We start from the raw sequence: 16488 nt of genomic DNA, 5'->3' as shown, positions 1-16488 counted from the left end.
GCATTTATTTTTTTTTCTTAAACAAATCATACTCCTTTATAACAACTGTTAACAGTAACAGTCCCGCGGCGGTAAGCATCCAGCCTCCGGTGTCAGGAATAGAATAAGCTCCGAAATTCAACAATTGTTTGTAGCCCAAAAGCGGTGGCTGATAAGCCATACCCGGTACTTTTATGGCAGCATTCGGATCGAGATTGTGTCCGTATTCATAATTCCAACGGTAAAAATCGACACCTGCCAGAACTACGAATGCGATGTAAGTTATGAAAAAAAACAATACTGCTTTTCGTTTTGCAATGAAAATAATAAGTAAGGAAATTGCTCCCAATCCGCCTATTATGTAAGGCAGTATTTTGAATTCGATAAAATTTTCCGTGTGTAATGTGGCCATTCCGATATAGTGGTTAAGCCCATTGATGATATCGACATCTCCGCCTATTTTATTTGCATGCAATTTCAAAACCAATCCTTCCGGATATTGAGGGGCATTCAATTCAATTTGCCACATCGGAACAAATAATGATCCTATAAACAAAGCTGTAATTAGCAAAAGCAGCACTTTTGATAACAAGGAAATTTTTGCTGATGTCATGATGAATGATTTAAAAAAAGGGGCAATTATCTGTTGCCCCTTTTTGATGTTAAAGTTATTTGGTAGCCGGCAAATTCGTACCTACACTATAGGTAATCGGTACATTGCTTCCGGCAGGGGAAACGCGAACATAACCCGACATTTCCTGGTGTAGGGCACTACAGAAATCGGTACAGTACATTGGATACATTCCGACTTTCTTAGGAACCCATTTCAACGTTGTAGTTTCACCCGGCATGATGAGTAATTCTCCGTTATCGGCACCTTTAATTGCAAATCCGTGCGGAACATCCCAATCCTGTTCAAGGTTGGTTACGTGGAAATAGACTTCATCACCCAGTTTGATACCTTCAATATTATCCGGAGCAAAGTGGGATCGGATGGATGTCATGTAAACGTGTACTTTGTTGCCTTCTCTTACTACTTTGGATTCTTTTTCTCCTTTGGTAACATAAGGGTGATTGTTTTCTCCAATTTTATAGAACTTCAGCTGTCCGTTATTTCTAATCAGATCGGCTGGTGCTGCCTGAGCATAATGAGGTTCTCCAATGGTAGGGAAATCCAGGATCATTTTCATTTTGTCACCGCTGATATCATAAATTTGGGCACTTTGTGCTAATTCCGGTCCTGTAGGCAGATATCTGTCTTTTGTGATTTTGTTGTATGCGATCAGGTATTTTCCGAAAGGCTTTTTACTGTCTCCGCCCGGGATACAAAGATGTCCTACAGAATAGTAAGTAGGTACGCGGTCTAATACTTTTAACGATTTGATATCCCATTTCACCACTTCAGAAGAAACGAAGAAGGTTGTATAGGCATTTCCTTTTCCGTCAAACTCGGTGTGTAACGGACCTAATCCCGGTTTTTTTACCTCTCCGTGAAGCGCAGCCTCATATTTTACTACAGGAATTCCGCCGTAATCGCCTTCAAATTGTTTTTTTGCGATTGCGGATTGTAATTTGTCAAAACTGAATACAGGAATTAAGGCAGCCAGTTTCCCGGAACCGACAATGTATTCACCACTTGGGTCTACATCACAACCGTGAGGGGATTTCGGACACGGAATCATGTAACAAATGTCTTTTAACTCGGCAGAATCCAAAACCAATACTTCTGTTTTGATTTCCGATTTTGCAGTATGTGTTTTTTCATCCCATTTGTTATGAGCATATTTTACGGACTGTTTTTTTCCTTTGCCGGCTTTAATGTATTCTTCGGCTTTTTTCCAGTTCACCGCCATGATAAAGTCTTTGTCTTTTTGGGAAGCATTAACTTCTAACAGTGTATTTGCCTGTTCTGTGTTGTAGCAGGAGAAGAAGAACCATCCGTGTGATTTTCCTTTTCCGGCATGGGAAAGGTCAAAGTTGACACCCGGCGTTACGATTTGGAATGCCAAATCCATTTCACCTTCTTTTCCAACTTTAACGAAACTGATGTGTCCCTTAAAGTTTTCTTTATAAGTGTTGATTGCCACATCTCCGTTTGAATAGTCGGCCGGTACACTGAAACGCGTTCCTGCTACTACATATTCCGTGTTTTCGGTAATAAAAGGAGAGGAGTGATTACCGCCACTGTTTGGTAATTCGATAATTTCAGCCGTTTTGAATGTTTTCAAATCGATACGAGCAATACGGGGCGTGTTGTTCGCATTACCAAATACCCAGCGTCCGTCCACCTCACCATTGGTTTGAGACATTTCCGTGTGATGCAAATCATCCCATGGTACGAATCCCTGAGAAGTGTTAAGCATAGGCTTTGTTTCCTCACTGTATCCCCAGCCTTTTTCCGGATCAACCGAAAAAACGGGTATTACACGAAACAATCTTCCGCTGGGAAGTCCGTAAACGCTTAGCTGACCACTGAAACCTCCGGAAACGAAATTGTAGAATTCATCGTATTTACCGGGGGCAACATATGCTTTTTGTGCGGCATCGCCACTTACGGCATCTCCGGAGCTTTTTGGTTTACAGGAAGTCATAAAGGCGCTTCCTAAAGCAATTACAGCAACTGCTTTTACAAATTTATTTTTCATTTTTCACAAGATTAGATTAAAAATATCCCAATCTGCGGAAACGGATTGGGATTGTGTTGAGTTTATTTTACGCCATCGTTTTTGCGCATGTATTCCAATATGTTTCTGGCTTCATCATCGGAAAGACCTTGGTTTGGCATTCTTACCAGACATATCTCCAATTGTGCCTGTACTTCAGGATCTTTATCAATCATCGGATCCGGATTGGTGATAAAGTTCATGATCCATTCCGGTTTTCTTCTTTCGGTTACACCTTTCCATCCCGGACCGACTAATTTTTCGTCTGTCATTTTGTGGCATGAAGTACACTTTACACCGGCAACTTCTTCTCCTTTTGTGGCCAGGGCCTGATCCAATGAAGCGCCCAATTCTACAGTAGAGTATTTTCCTTCACCTCTTTTTGGGTCGTAAGTTGAAGGATCTGTAGCTGCGGCATCTGTAGCTGCGGCATCCGTTTCTTCAGTAACAGGTTGTGAATTGTCTTGTTCTGTTTTTGATTTATCTCCGCCACATGAGGCGAAAAAGATGATAATGATGGCGAAAATTGAAAACTTGTTCATGTTCTGAATATTTTAAGGTTTCTTCAAATGTACGAATCCGTATATTAAAATTTTATGATTGCAATCATAAAAAAGACAGATTTGTTATTAATAACTAAGTAAAATTCTAAAATTATTTGAAATTTATTAAAATAAGCCCCATTTTGATAAACAGGGCTTAATCTGCCAATTTTACCCGTTTTCCCAACTGCAGTAGTGTTGGTTTTCTGAGATTTACAGTGTCGATATGCCGCCTGACTAAACAGCATATTTTTTATTTTCAGAGAAGTACTTTGGAAATGCTTACTTCTTAACTATAAAACTATTTCTCTGAATTTTTGTACTCTAAATCCGATTTGGGTCGGCCCTAACAGCTTTTTAAATTGGCTTATATATAGATTTCAATTAACACTACAAAATAAGATAAAAATGTCTTTTTTTAATATGACATTTATCAGGTTTCTGAAAAAAAATCACAAAAGCAGTAGAATTATTGTCATAATAAGTGCCAAAACAAAACCCAGAGTCAATTTCCAGAAAACATTGGCTTTCCTTAATTCCATAAATTCAAAAGCCACCAAAATAAATTTGACAGCCCAAAGAATTAAAAGTAAAAAATAGACATCTGTTTTGCCTTCTGTTGTTTTCAGCGTTACGATACTTGAAACAAACGTAAGGGTCAGTAAAGCAATGAAAGTATATTCTTTTGAGATTTTCATTTTTTAAAAGATTAGGTACAAGACGGGGAATAATAGCAGCCAAATTAAATCGCACATGTGCCAAAAGGCGCCACAGGTCTTTACATCTTCAACTTCGGTGGTGGTATTCGTTTTTTTCATGGAATAGTTTGTCCAGAGAATGATTACCAAACCTACAATCACGTGAATCAGATGAAATGCCGTCAATAGCCAGTAATACATGTAAAAACTATTGGTGTCCGGTGTTAACCCGTGTTCGATTTTAGCCGAATATTCAAAGAACTTCACCACAATAAAAAGCAATCCGCCCAAAGCGGTAATTTTCAGGAATAAAGAGGCTTTAGAAATGTTTTTGTGCTCAAATTCATGAACTGCTTTTGCCATAAAATAGCCACTGGAAAGCAGGAAAACAGTGTTGACCAATCCCAAAGTTGCGTTCAGTTGCAGTCTGGACTGATGGAAGATCTCGTGGTTTTTTGTTCCGTCATAAACAAACGCGACTAATGCCATTCCGAAGGTTATCAGTTCCAGAAAAATAATGATCCAGATCAGAATGCCTCCCGGCGGATAGTAGATGTTTTTATAATTGATTTTAAGGGTATTCATGTGATTTAATTTTTAAAGAAGTTGACTTCTCCAGTGTGAATGTCGTAATAGGCACCTACAATTTTTACTTCGCCTGTATCGACAAGGTGTTTTATGGTGACACTACTTTCATAAATGTGTTTCATGGTCAATCGTACATTGCGTTTGGATGTTTCTTCCGCTATATGTTCCGGTATGGGATACGTATTGTGTTTGCTGAATGCCGGCTTGATTTGTTCGGTGAGTTGGGTTAAATGTTCTAGTTTGACATTGTCGATAGCGCCCTGAACCGCACCGCAGTGACTGTGTCCCAAAACCACTATCAGTTTGGTGTGTTTGACTTCCACGGCATATTCCATGCTTCCCAAAATATTATCGTCTTCCACGTTTCCGGCTACCCTTGCCACAAATAAGTTCCCGATTCCCTGATCTAAAATGATTTCAGGCGGAACCCTCGAATCAATGCAGCTCAATATAAAACTGTGCGGATGTTGTCCGTTTTTTGTTTTTTGGATTTGCTGATGATAATCGGTGTAAATCATTTCACCATCCAGAAAACGGTTGTTTCCGTAAATAAGTTCGTTAAGCGCATCTTCAGGAGAATTTACTTCCGGATTGGTTTCGATCCGTTCGCTGAATTCCAGGAAGAATACCGCCAGAGCCACCAGGGCAATTTTTGTAAGCCAGGAGGAAACTAGAGGATTTATTTTTTTAGGATTTTTCATGATGACAGGGTTTGGGTTACTTCCAATCCAACAGACGTTTTTCGCCTTCAATATTCTTAATGTCCGTGATGTCCTGCGACATTTCGATAACGCCTTTGTAATTTTTATCGGCATCACGAACCGCGAAATAGCGGATGTAAATCAGACGCTCTTTATAATTGATCCAGAATGACGATTCGTTTTGTTCGCCTTTTCGGAATTTATCCAGTATTTCCAACACGGTTCCCACACTTTTAGGCGGATGACAGAAGCGTACTTCCCGACCGATAATACCGGCACTTCTCGGAAAGACACGTTCTTCGCCGCGATTGTAGAAAATCACTTTGTCGTTTTCATCCACATAAGTGATATCCAGAGGCATGGTCTTTAAAAGTAAATTCACCTGTTCCACGGTCATGTATCCTTCGTCGTAATGGGTAGTGTTTTCAAGTGAAAAAGTCATTTCTCTTTGGGTGAAATCCTGACTCGGATGAACGTATTCCTCTTTAGGGTAGGGAAGGGGAGCCTTTGGTAACATCCAGCCGATTTCCTCTTCGCCGGCACGCATCTCAATCCAATCGGTATCGGTTAAAATTTCCAGGGCATTGGGAAACAATACGGTTTCTTCCACCTGCATCAGACGGTAAATACCGTTGATTAAATAAGGCGTGTTGGTTTTAATGATGTCATAGTCTTTATTGTCGAGGTCTTTGCGCAACATCCGGAACTGATCTCTCAGATTATCGTGAAAAGACCACATCCCTTGTGACGGCCCGTTCCAACCTCGTTTTTCTAGATAAGGGAACAATTGGTTTTCTTTCCGTTGGAAACGTTTTTCAATGGTGTGTAATTCATTGAAAATATTGAAGAATCGCTGAGTTTCCGTCATCGGATTTGTAACAGCCAATTCTTCCAGCAATTTGTGAATGATATCGGTTTCCTGAAAATAGGTGTTAACCGGGTGCCCTTCAGGAATGGCGGTGTTATTTTGGGTATCGTTCATGATAGTGTTATTTTTGATGTTTGATTTTTTCATATAGTTTTACCAACGACTGTAAAAGTTCCACAGGTGTTGTCAGGATCTGATAATGGTTTTGTCCGAACATCTGCGGCAGATAATATTTCGCCTGGGCTTCAATCGCCAAAGCATACGAGTTGATATTTCGTTCGTTGAGTTCCCTCAAGGCTTGTTTTACATCGTTAATCCCGTGTTTCCCTTCGTATTTGTCGAAGTCGTTGGGTTTTCCGTCCGAAATCAGGATAATCCATTTGTTTTTGGTTTTTCGCGTATCCATTCGGGCTCCGGCATGACGTAAAGCGGCGCCAATTCGGGTATATCCGCTTGGGGAAACGGCACCGATTTTATGTTTGGCGGTATTCCAGTTTTCGTCAAAATCCTTCAGCGTGAGATAAGAAGCATAATTTCGGGTTTTGGAATAAAAACTGTCGATGGAAAAATTAATATTGAATTCGTTCATGATTTCCCCGAAGAGAATCGAAACTTCTTTTTCCACATCCAAAACACGGTTTCCTGCGGCATAACTGTCACTCGAAAGACTGATGTCCAACAGCAGTAAAATGGATAAATCTTTTTCTTTTTTCCGGTTGGAGATATAGATGTTTTCGGATGGTGTTCTTTTGGAATGAACGTCAACAAACAAATCGGTGATGGCGTCGATGTCGAATTCTTCTCCTTGTGTTTGTCTGCGTTGCTGCTGCATTTTGTTGTTTACGTTGGTCAGCATTTTTCGCAAACCCATTAAGGTCGAAGCGTTTTTGGTAATAGTGTTTTTATAATAATCGGTATCCGTTTTCAGTTGTGTTTTCGGATATACCTTGCAGTAATTTTCTTTGTAGGCGCGTTTGCTGTAATCCCATTCGTCATATTTTAAGTGGAAGCCTTTTTCGTCGGTTTCAGCACTTTCAGAAATGGTGGTGTTTTCGATAAATTCCGCCTGATAGACCGAATGGGCGATATCATCCACCCGAACGGTAAATTTCATGCTCAATTCTTCCAAGGCATCCTGATGGTCTTCCAACTCATCTGAACCGTCAAAATCACGCCAGGAACCGCTGAATTCATCCACTGTTTCCACTTTTTCAAAATTGTGCGTCATTACATAATCTTCCTGTTGTTTTTTGTCGACTTCAAGGGTGATGACTTCTTCTACGGCAGTGGCTTTGATAACAGTTTTTGGTTGTTTTTCCACAGCGTTTTTTACTTTGTCTGAAAAATTGTGTAGTTGATTGTCAGTTTTGACTTCCGGTTCGTTTTTCATCCATTTTCCGTACAACCAGGAAAAATCAGCCGGTTTTTTTTCAGTGGCTTTCTGCTGAAAACAAGTTGCAATCGTTTCGTGGATTTTTTTCGTTACCGGATAATCGTTGAAGATTTTTTCCAAAACTACGGGAGCGGTTTCCAACGCTTTTTGTTGTGAAACTTCCAATGAAGGTTCTTCGATTGTCCAATTTAAATCGAGTGCTTTCTGTTCGCTGAGGTAAAGTGTCCTGAAAAGGTAAAAGGAAAGATTCTCTTCAAAAGTTCGTAAAGCCGAAAAAGAGATGGGAAGGAAAAAGTTGTTGTTTTTATAACCGCCTTCGCGTTCGGCCGGGAAAATTTCAATAGGTTTTCCGGTTAATGCGCTTGCTAAAAGTGTCAACCGAGGTTTGATATCATTCAGAAAAACAGTTTTACTGAGTGTCTCGGCATCTGTTTTTTTATTGTTCTTGAAGTATTTGACGATTTTTCCGTAGAGGAATTCGTCTAATTCTAATCCCATTTCTTAAGTAATTAGTAGTTAGTGATTAGTAGTTAGTGGTCAGTGTTTAGGGATCTGTTTTTGATTACGGATGGCAAATTTCATTACTCCTGAATTTTCAGCCATCTGCCTTTTGTCATCTGCAACCTGCTCCCGATAGCTATCGGGACTGCCATCTAAATCATAAGATCGCACAAATCTTTTAACGCTTCCAAGGTTTGTAAATCGTCGGTTAACGGTTCCACCACTGCAACGTGTACCGACAATCGTTTGGGTAATCCGCTGTGGATTAATTTGGCGGCATCTACTAACAAACGGGTAGAAACGGTTTCGGTTAAGCCTAATTCTGTAAGGTTTCGGATTTTGTTTCCGATGTTCACCAGTTTTTTGGCGATATCGGCGTCTACCTGCGTTTCTTTTACCAGAATTTCAACTTCCACTCTTGTTTCGGGATATTCGAAGGAAACGGCAATAAAACGCTGACGGGTAGAGGGTTTCAGTTCTTTGAATCCGCGTTGGTATCCCGGATTGAAAGAAGCAACCAACATGAAATTGTCGTGTGCTTTTACGGTTTCTCCTAATTTATCGATGAACAGTTCGCGTCGGTGATCGGTAAGTGAGTGAATGGCCACGATGACATCCGGTCGGGCTTCGGCGACTTCGTCCAGATAGATGATGGCGCCTTCTTTTACGGCAGTCGTTAACGGTCCGTCGAGCCAAACGGTTTCGGCACCTTTGATGATAAACCGCCCGATTAAATCGGTAGCCGAGGTTTCCTCATGACAACTGATGGTGATAATCCGTTGATCCAACTGATGCGACATGTATTCGATGAAGCGCGATTTTCCTGTTCCCGTTGGTCCTTTCAGTAAGAAGGGAATTTTGTTTTTAAACGCATGGGTAAATACTTCTTCTTCTCTGCCGGTGGCGTGATAATATGGGATAGTTTGTAGCATAATTAATATTTTTAAAAAACGAAACTCATTCATGTGCCTACAGGCAGTGACATTTGCTGTAACCAGTCAGAACGAGTTTCGTTAGCAAGAATGAAACGTAGTATAAAGATTAGTTTGTTTCTTCTGAGTAAGCTGCTTTAGCAGTAGGAATGTTGTTTATTCTTTTGCCTGAAAGCACATTATTGGACTTTTCCTCTAAGGCTTCATCACTCGGTTTTCCGTACTTAATGAAGTCGTAAATGAAAAGAGAGATCCCTACGGTAAACATGGTCGCACAAATGACAAGTACCACGAAGTGAATACTGATTTCGTTTTGAACATCCATGAAATCCATTTTCATTTTTCTTTCCAGATATACCTGAGCAACACCTGCAACACCAAAGGCTACCGTCATTCCAATCATTCCGATGTTGGATAACCAGAATGCCATTCGGCCATGTGAGCTGTCGTAACGTTTACGTCCGGTCAGATTCGGTAACGCATAACTGATAATTGCCAAAACAATCATCGCATAAGCGCCCCAGAAAGCCAAGTGACCGTGCATTGCTGTTACTAAAGTTCCGTGTGTGTATAAATTTGTTTGTGGTAAAGTGTGCGCAAAACCTAACAGTCCCGCTCCGATGAAAGAAACGATAGAAGCTCCGATAGTCCAGTAAAGTGCAATTTTGTTCGGATGGCTTTTTTCACCTTTTCGGTACATGTTCACGGCAAATAGTGCCATGGCAAGGAAAGCTAACGGTTCAAGTGCGGAGAAAATTCCTCCCACGACCAACCAGATTTTGTTTACTCCGATGAAATAGTAGTGGTGACCGGTTCCCAGTAATCCGGAAAGAAAAGTAAGACCCACAATCACATACAACCATTTTTCGATCACTTCACGGTCTACGCCTGTTAATTTGATCAGCAAGAAAGATAAAATACCTCCCATGATAAGTTCCCAAACACCTTCAACCCAAAGATGTACTACCCACCAGCGGAAGAAGGAATCCATTACCTGACTGTCAAACCAGATCATTCCCGGAATATACAGTAAAGCGGCGAAAACCAATCCCATCGTCAGTACCATGGCAGTCGTGGTTTTTTGTTTTCCTTTGAATAAGGTCGCCAGGATCAATCCGAGGAATAACAGTACGTTGACCACAACCAGGTAATCAAGTTCTCTTGGAATTTCCAGAAATTTTCGTCCTTCCCAATGATTGAAGTGATAGCCAACTACTGCTGCAACACCAACCAGTGCTAGCGATATCAACTGCACATAGGCTAATTTTACGCTGACCAATTCGCGTTGTGCCTCTTCCGGAATAATGTAATAGGCAGCACCCATAAATCCGGTTAATAGCCAAACGACCAATAAGTTGGTATGAACTGCCCTTGCGGTGTTAAACGGTATAAAATCATGTAGTCCGTCAAAGCCAATTCTGGCGAAACCCATGATGAATCCATAGATTATCTGTAATGTTAAAAGCAGCATGCATAATCCGAAAAACCAATAGGCTACTTTTTGTGATTTGTATTTCATAACATCTTAATTTAATTATTATCCTTAGATAATGGTGATACAACTCTGTCAAATCCGTTTAAGTCGATTTTTCCGTTCCATTTTAAAAAGGCAATAACAGCTTCGGCATCCGCTTCGTTCATGTTATATTTTACCATTTTTCTTCCTTTTGGTGCCCAAGGAACAGGGGACATTAAAACTGCTTTTACGTAACCTTCTCCGCGACGGTCAATTACTTTTGTCAGTTCAGGGGCGTAATAACCACCTTCTCCTAAGAGTGTATGGCAACCCATACAGTTGTTCGATTCCCAGATTTCCTTCCCTCTAATAACTTTTTTGTCAATTTTGGAATAATTTGACTGATCATTAGCAGGCATGAACGAATAAATGGTTAATCCGATAAAAATCAGAAACGTGACCACCGTTCCGCCTAAAAAGAATGCTCTGGCCTGTGATTTTGAAAGCATAATGATTAGTATTTGTTAGTTAAACAATTTAATTTAGATAAAGGACTATTTTATCTTTTATTATGCAAATTTCATTTTAGATTTAGTAGCAGAATATGATAAATATCATTTTCAGATTTATTTCTTTCGTTTTATTATAAAATATAAAAATTTCATTGTCGTATCGTATTGGTACCAAATATTTTATCCAATTTTTATGTTGAAAAAATAATAAAAGATATTTTTGTCCTTTATAAAAAAATATATGTAAATTTGTCTTAGAAATAAACTAAAAATGGATTGATTATGAATGCAATTGAACAAGAGACAATAGGAGAATATGTGGCGGAAGATTTCAGAACAGCTGCCGTTTTTTCAAAATACGGAATCGATTTTTGTTGTAAGGGACACAGAACTTTAGAGGAAGTCTGTACTACGAAAGGATTGGATATTTCCATCATTAAAAATGAAATTTCGGCTGTTATGGATACTAAAGGTGACGGAGGTATCGATTTTAAATCCTGGCCAACGGATCTGTTAATCGACTACATCGAAAAAACACATCACCGTTATGTAGAGGAAAAAACACCAACCCTGCTTCAGTTTTTGGATAAATTATGTAAAGTGCATGGTGCTTCCCATCCGGAACTTTTTGAAATCCATGATTTATTTAAGGGATGTGCCGGTGAATTGGCGCAACACATGAAAAAAGAAGAATTCATATTGTTCCCTTTTATAAAAAGATTGGTGAAAGCTACCATGAATAACGAAGTAATTGAAATACCACCTTTCGGGACGGTTGATAATCCAATCGCCATGATGAAAGATGAACATGATGCTGAGGGAGAACGTTTCAGAAGAATTGTGGAATTAACAGCGAATTACACACCGCCGGCCGATGCCTGTAATACGTACCGCGTAACATTCTCCATGTTGCAGGAGTTCGAACAGGATCTGCACAAACACATCCATCTGGAAAACAACATCCTTTTTCCAAAAGCTCAGGAATTAGAGAAAGCACTTTCTATTTAATTATTTATACTGTTAAGGTAAAACACAATAACATCGGACGTTATGGAAAAATTTGTCATCAAGAGAAATGGAGATTATAAACCATTCGAGAGTTTTAAAATTAAGGATGCCATTGCAAAAAGTTTTAATAGTGTTGCCATTCCGTTCGATGTGAGTGTTTTCGAAAGTGTGATGACTGCCATAGAGATCAAGGAAATATGGGCGGTCGAAGAAATTCAGGACATGATTGAAAAAACGCTCTTTCAGAAAGAGTATTTTTCGGTGATGCGTTCCTTTATGTTGTTCCGTCATACGCGAAAACTGCAACGCGAACATGTTGAGGGACTAAATGATGATACCACCTATGTTGACAGCACACAAACTATTGAAGAATACATCGGTCAGACGGATTGGCGCATCAATGCCAATGCGAATACATCCTATTCCAATGCCGGTTTGGTGAATAATGTGGCCGGAAAAATCATAGCGAATTATTGGTTAGATAAAGTTTATTCCAAAGAAGAGGGCTATGCCCACCGGAATGGTGATGTTCATATTCACGATCTGGATTGCCTTACCGGTTATTGCGCCGGATGGAGCCTGCGGGTTTTACTGAACGACGGGTTCAACGGGGTTCGCGGTCGTGTGGAAAGCAAAGCGCCATCCCATTTCAGGGAGGCCCTGGGACAGATGGCGAATTTTCTCGGAATCCTGCAAAGCGAATGGGCCGGTGCTCAAGCGTTCAGTTCGTTTGATACCTATCTGGCGCCGTATGTTTTCAAGGACAATCTGTCTTTTGACGACGTACTCAAAGCGGTGCGCAGTTTTGTATACAATCTGAATGTTCCGGCACGTTGGGGGCAATCACCATTTACAAATATCACGCTTGATTGGGTCGTTCCTTCCGATTTGAAAGAACAGATTCCGACCAAAAACGATTTGCATTTATTCAATACAATTACAGATGAAAGTATTCTGAACCGCGCCAAAGAGCGAGGCGTTGTTGCTTTAACCGAAATGCGTTACGAACATTTTCAGCAGGAAATGAACCTGATTAATAAGGCATATTACACCGTTATGACGGAAGGTGATGCGAACGGACAACCGTTTACCTTCCCGATTCCGACGGTTAACATCACGGAAGATTTCGACTGGAACGGTGAAAATACCGACTTACTTTTCGAAAATACAGCGAAAATAGGTTCTTCCTATTTTCAGAATTTTATCGGAAGTCAGTATCTGTTGGATGAAAACGGCAACCGGGTTGAAAATCCGAATGCCTATAAACCCAATGCGGTTCGAAGTATGTGCTGTCGTTTGCAACTCGATTTGAGAGAACTGCTTAAACGCGGCAACGGACTTTTCGGAAGTGCGGAAATGACAGGAAGTATCGGTGTGGTTACCATCAACATGGCACGTTTGGGCTATTTGTTCAAAGATGATAAGGAAGCGTTGTACCATCAGTTAGACAAATTGATGGAATTGTCTAAATCGACTTTGGAGAAAAAACGAAAATTCATTCAGGAAATGTACGATCGTGGTTTGTATCCATATACGAAGCGGTATCTGCCACATTTCAGAAATCATTTTTCCACTATCGGTGTGAACGGAATGAACGAAATGATCCGGAATTTTACAAATGATAAAGAGGATATCACCTCCAATTTCGGAACAAGTTTCTGTATGGAAATCTTAGATCATATCCGCAACCGGATGAAAGAATTTCAGGAAGAAACCGGAAATTTATACAATCTGGAAGCTACTCCGGCGGAAGGAACCACATACAGGTTTGCCAAGGAAGACAAAAAACGTTTTCCGGATATTTTGCAGGCAGGGGAAGGTAACAATATTTATTACACCAACAGTTCTCAAATCCCTGTAAATTATACCGAAGATCCTTTTGAAGCGCTATTGATGCAGGACAATCTGCAGTGTCAGTACACGGGTGGAACGGTATTGCATCTGTATATGAACGAAAAAATCAGTTCCTCGGAAGCCTGTAAACAGTTCGTGAAAAAAGTGCTGAGCAATTTCAAATTGCCGTATATCACTGTTACTCCGGTGTTCAGCATATGTCCTGTTCACGGCTATTTAACCGGTGAACACGAATATTGTCCGAAATGCGACGATGCCTTACTTCAAAACCACAAAAGCGAACTATATGAAAAACAGTAATGAAATCCTGGAACAAAATCAGCATTTAAGAACAAAATGTTTGGTTTATACACGCGTAATGGGTTACCACAGACCCGTAGAGAGTTTTAATATCGGTAAAAAAGGTGAACACAAACAACGTACCCATTTTACGGAAAGAAAATGCAGCTAAAGCTATTTTTAGCGTAACGCCTTTCACCTTGCTGGATTATCCGCATAAATCGGCCTGTATTCTTTGGTTTGCAGGCTGCAATATGCGGTGTCTGTATTGCTACAATCCCGAAATTGTTTTAGGGAAAGGAAAGATCTCGTTTGATGAGGTACTTTCCTTTTTGAAGACAAGAAAAAATTTATTGGATGCCGTTGTACTTAGCGGAGGAGAATGTACGATGCATAAAAATCTGATTCCTTTCGTGAAACAGATTAAGGCATTGGGTTTCGCTGTTAAAGTAGATACAAACGGATCCAATCCCGAAATTCTGAAACAAATGATGGAAGGCGAGTTGATTGATTACGTGGCATTGGATTTTAAAGCTTCCGAAGCAAAATACATTCAGGTTACCCAATCCAATTTGTTTTCAGTGTTTGAGAAATCCTTACATTTATTATTGCAAAGTCAAATTGCGTTCGAAGTACGCACCACTTTTCATTCGGATCTGATTGATGAAACCGAACTTCGTTCCATGATCAGCTATCTGGAAAGAAAACAATACAGCGGAGAATATTACATTCAGCATTTTGTGAATAATGTGGAAACCATTGGGGATTTGCCCCGATCATCGCGTGAAATAGGAAGAAGTTTTTTCACCACAAGAAATATACAAGTAATCTTTAGAGGATGATGATGCTTAAGAAATGGATACTGGTTTGTTTTGGAAACTTTTTGGCGGCTGCCCTAATGGGGTTGTTGTTACGTCTTCAGTTTGTCGCTCCGGTTGGAGGCATAAATTATCAGTTCCTGTTGCATGGTCATTCCCATATTGCCATGCTGGGTTGGGTTTATCTGGCACTTTTTGCTTTGATTTACCACTTTTTTATTCCTGATGATAAGGTAACAAGGAAACAATTCAACAGGCTTTTCTGGATTACGGAGCTGGCAGTTGTCGGCATGATGATTGCTTTTCCGCTTCAGGGATATGCCGTATTTTCCATCATTTTTTCCACGCTTCATATTTTTTCCGGTTATTATTTTGTCCGATTGGTGTGGAAGCATCAGCGAATCGAATCTTTAGCCGAACGTTATCTGCTCAAAACCGCTTTGTTGTTCATGATTCTGTCCACATGCGGTATCTGGTGTTTAGGGCCGGCCGTCGGTTTGTTAGGGAAAACAAGCGCTTTTTATCAGATCGCCATTCAGTTTTTCCTTCATTTTCAGTTTAACGGATGGTTCATTATTGCCGTTCTGGCTTTATTGTTCCGACAGATGAAACTTAAGGCTGAAAATGGTGCTTTCTTTTCATTTTACAGATGGCTGATGGCGGGAACTTTGCTCACGTTTGCCTTGCCGGTAAGCTGGTTTGTTTCCAATCCGATATTATTGTGGATTAACGGAATCGGGGTCGTGGCTCAACTGATAGCTTTTGCGAAATTAGCATTACTGATACGGCCGCAGTTTTCGGAGTTTTATGGTAAGCTGAAAGAAATTGAAAAAATTGTATTCGGCTTCGCTTTGTTTTCATTAGGGTTGAAAGTACTGATACAACTGGTGGTTATTTTTCCGGAGATGGCTTTGGTTTCGCATCAGATCAGAAACTTTGTCATCGGCTTCATTCACATGATTATGCTGGGCATTATTTCCGGTTTTCTGTTGGGATTTTTACTGAACGGTAACATCATAAGTTGGAAAAACCGGTTTTCGGAATACGGTATCAAAATCTTTCTGATGGGTTTTGTGCTTACCGAATTCCTGTTGTTTGGACAAGGCCTGAATCTGTTCTTCAGTTGGGGTGAAATACCGATGTATCATCAGAATCTGTTTATATCCAGCATTTGGTTGGTTGTTGGAATCATAATGATTATTTTTAGTAATACCAACCTGAAAAACAGTTTAAAATGAACCATCACTTCTTACTGATTGTACATTTACTTTCCGCCGCAATATGGGTAGGAGGGCATCTGTTACTTGTGTTTGCCTATTTGCCCAAAGCATTACGGGAAAAAAATCAGCGCATCATTCTGGAATATGAAAAGAAATATGAACCGGTAGGAATGCCTGCTTTGGCTTTATTGGTAATTACGGGAGTCATGATGGCTTATAAATACGGGGTAAGCATCGAAAACTGGTTTCATTTTGAAACATCTGTAGAGAAAGTGGTTTCCGTAAAACTGACTTTGCTTTTAATTACGGTGCTTTTTGCATTGAGCGCCCAATTTCGGGTAATCCCGAAATTAAAAAATAATGCGGATAAACTGTCTGAAATGAGTTTTCATATAATCACGGTAACGGTTATCGGGGTAGTAATGCTTGTTTTGGGTTCGTTTGTTCGGTTTGGAGGAATTTAAAATTAGAATACA

At 40.1% G+C, this 16488-nt stretch carries 17 protein-coding genes; 6 read left to right on the top strand and 11 right to left on the bottom strand.

Annotated features, from left to right (window positions below):
* Window positions 1-4: 4 nt before the first annotated feature.
* The 11 genes from FLJC2902T_RS16410 to FLJC2902T_RS02850 all read right to left on the bottom strand — a co-directional run bounded on the left by FLJC2902T_RS16410 (window position 5) and on the right by FLJC2902T_RS02850 (window position 10830).
* Window positions 5-592, bottom strand: a complete 588-nt coding sequence (locus FLJC2902T_RS16410) for a hypothetical protein (RefSeq protein WP_023578287.1) — start codon at window positions 590-592, stop codon at window positions 5-7.
* A 55-nt stretch (window positions 593-647) separates the two neighbouring features.
* Window positions 648-2624: a Sec-dependent nitrous-oxide reductase gene (nosZ, locus tag FLJC2902T_RS02900; protein WP_023578286.1), complete on the bottom strand. Its 1977-nt coding sequence runs from the start codon at window positions 2622-2624 to the stop codon at window positions 648-650.
* A 62-nt stretch (window positions 2625-2686) separates the two neighbouring features.
* Window positions 2687-3184 carry a c-type cytochrome gene (locus tag FLJC2902T_RS02895; protein WP_023578285.1) on the bottom strand — a complete coding sequence of 166 codons (498 nt, stop codon included), beginning with the start codon at window positions 3182-3184 and terminating at the stop codon, window positions 2687-2689.
* A gap of 452 nt (window positions 3185-3636) precedes the next feature.
* Window positions 3637-3882 (bottom strand): hypothetical protein, encoded by a 246-nt coding sequence (locus tag FLJC2902T_RS02885; protein ID WP_023578284.1) that lies wholly within the window; start codon window positions 3880-3882, stop codon window positions 3637-3639.
* Between the two features lie 3 nt (window positions 3883-3885).
* Window positions 3886-4467, bottom strand: a complete 582-nt coding sequence (locus FLJC2902T_RS02880; RefSeq protein ID WP_023578283.1) for a cytochrome c oxidase subunit 3 — start codon at window positions 4465-4467, stop codon at window positions 3886-3888.
* 5 nt (window positions 4468-4472) lie between these two features.
* The gene (locus FLJC2902T_RS02875) at window positions 4473-5171 is read right to left on the bottom strand and encodes a carbonic anhydrase (protein ID WP_023578282.1); all 699 of its coding nucleotides are present in this window, start codon (window positions 5169-5171) and stop codon (window positions 4473-4475) included.
* Between the two features lie 16 nt (window positions 5172-5187).
* Window positions 5188-6186 carry a DUF438 domain-containing protein gene (locus FLJC2902T_RS02870; RefSeq protein WP_245594740.1) on the bottom strand — a complete coding sequence of 333 codons (999 nt, stop codon included), beginning with the start codon at window positions 6184-6186 and terminating at the stop codon, window positions 5188-5190.
* Window positions 6161-7930 carry a nitric oxide reductase activation protein NorD gene (locus FLJC2902T_RS02865; RefSeq protein WP_023578280.1) on the bottom strand — a complete coding sequence of 590 codons (1770 nt, stop codon included), beginning with the start codon at window positions 7928-7930 and terminating at the stop codon, window positions 6161-6163. The genes FLJC2902T_RS02870 and FLJC2902T_RS02865 overlap by 26 nt, the downstream gene beginning before the upstream one ends.
* Before the next feature lie 155 nt (window positions 7931-8085).
* Entirely contained in the window at window positions 8086-8865 is a 780-nt protein-coding gene (locus tag FLJC2902T_RS02860) for a CbbQ/NirQ/NorQ/GpvN family protein (RefSeq protein WP_023578279.1), read from the bottom strand.
* A gap of 109 nt (window positions 8866-8974) precedes the next feature.
* Window positions 8975-10384: a cbb3-type cytochrome c oxidase subunit I gene (locus tag FLJC2902T_RS02855; RefSeq protein WP_023578278.1), complete on the bottom strand. Its 1410-nt coding sequence runs from the start codon at window positions 10382-10384 to the stop codon at window positions 8975-8977.
* A gap of 11 nt (window positions 10385-10395) precedes the next feature.
* On the bottom strand, window positions 10396-10830 hold the full coding sequence (locus tag FLJC2902T_RS02850; protein WP_023578277.1) for a c-type cytochrome: 435 nt from the start codon (window positions 10828-10830) through the stop codon (window positions 10396-10398).
* Between the two features lie 285 nt (window positions 10831-11115).
* On the opposite strand from FLJC2902T_RS02850, the gene ric reads away from it, so the two are divergent.
* From ric to FLJC2902T_RS02820, 6 genes are read left to right on the top strand one after another with little or no spacing between them, the layout of a single operon-like run.
* Window positions 11116-11841 (top strand): iron-sulfur cluster repair di-iron protein, encoded by a 726-nt coding sequence (gene ric / locus FLJC2902T_RS02845; protein WP_023578276.1) that lies wholly within the window; start codon window positions 11116-11118, stop codon window positions 11839-11841.
* 42 nt (window positions 11842-11883) lie between these two features.
* Window positions 11884-13995 (top strand): ribonucleoside triphosphate reductase, encoded by a 2112-nt coding sequence (locus FLJC2902T_RS02840; RefSeq protein WP_023578275.1) that lies wholly within the window; start codon window positions 11884-11886, stop codon window positions 13993-13995.
* Window positions 13949-14146: an anaerobic ribonucleoside-triphosphate reductase gene (gene nrdD / locus FLJC2902T_RS02835; protein ID WP_035676955.1), complete on the top strand. Its 198-nt coding sequence runs from the start codon at window positions 13949-13951 to the stop codon at window positions 14144-14146. Before FLJC2902T_RS02840 ends, nrdD begins: the two co-directional genes overlap by 47 nt.
* A complete protein-coding gene (locus tag FLJC2902T_RS02830; RefSeq protein WP_023578274.1) occupies window positions 14100-14816 on the top strand; it encodes an anaerobic ribonucleoside-triphosphate reductase activating protein in 717 nt (238 codons plus the stop codon). The genes nrdD and FLJC2902T_RS02830 overlap by 47 nt, the downstream gene beginning before the upstream one ends.
* Window positions 14813-16030 (top strand): hypothetical protein, encoded by a 1218-nt coding sequence (locus FLJC2902T_RS02825; protein WP_245594739.1) that lies wholly within the window; start codon window positions 14813-14815, stop codon window positions 16028-16030. Before FLJC2902T_RS02830 ends, FLJC2902T_RS02825 begins: the two co-directional genes overlap by 4 nt.
* Window positions 16027-16476 carry a CopD family protein gene (locus FLJC2902T_RS02820; RefSeq protein WP_023578273.1) on the top strand — a complete coding sequence of 150 codons (450 nt, stop codon included), beginning with the start codon at window positions 16027-16029 and terminating at the stop codon, window positions 16474-16476. The genes FLJC2902T_RS02825 and FLJC2902T_RS02820 overlap by 4 nt, the downstream gene beginning before the upstream one ends.
* Window positions 16477-16488 lie beyond the last annotated feature (12 nt).

Origin of the sequence: Flavobacterium limnosediminis JC2902, assembly GCF_000498535.1 — a bacterium.
GTDB classification, from domain to species: domain Bacteria; phylum Bacteroidota; class Bacteroidia; order Flavobacteriales; family Flavobacteriaceae; genus Flavobacterium; species Flavobacterium limnosediminis.
This window is presented reverse-complemented; position numbering and strand designations above follow the sequence as displayed.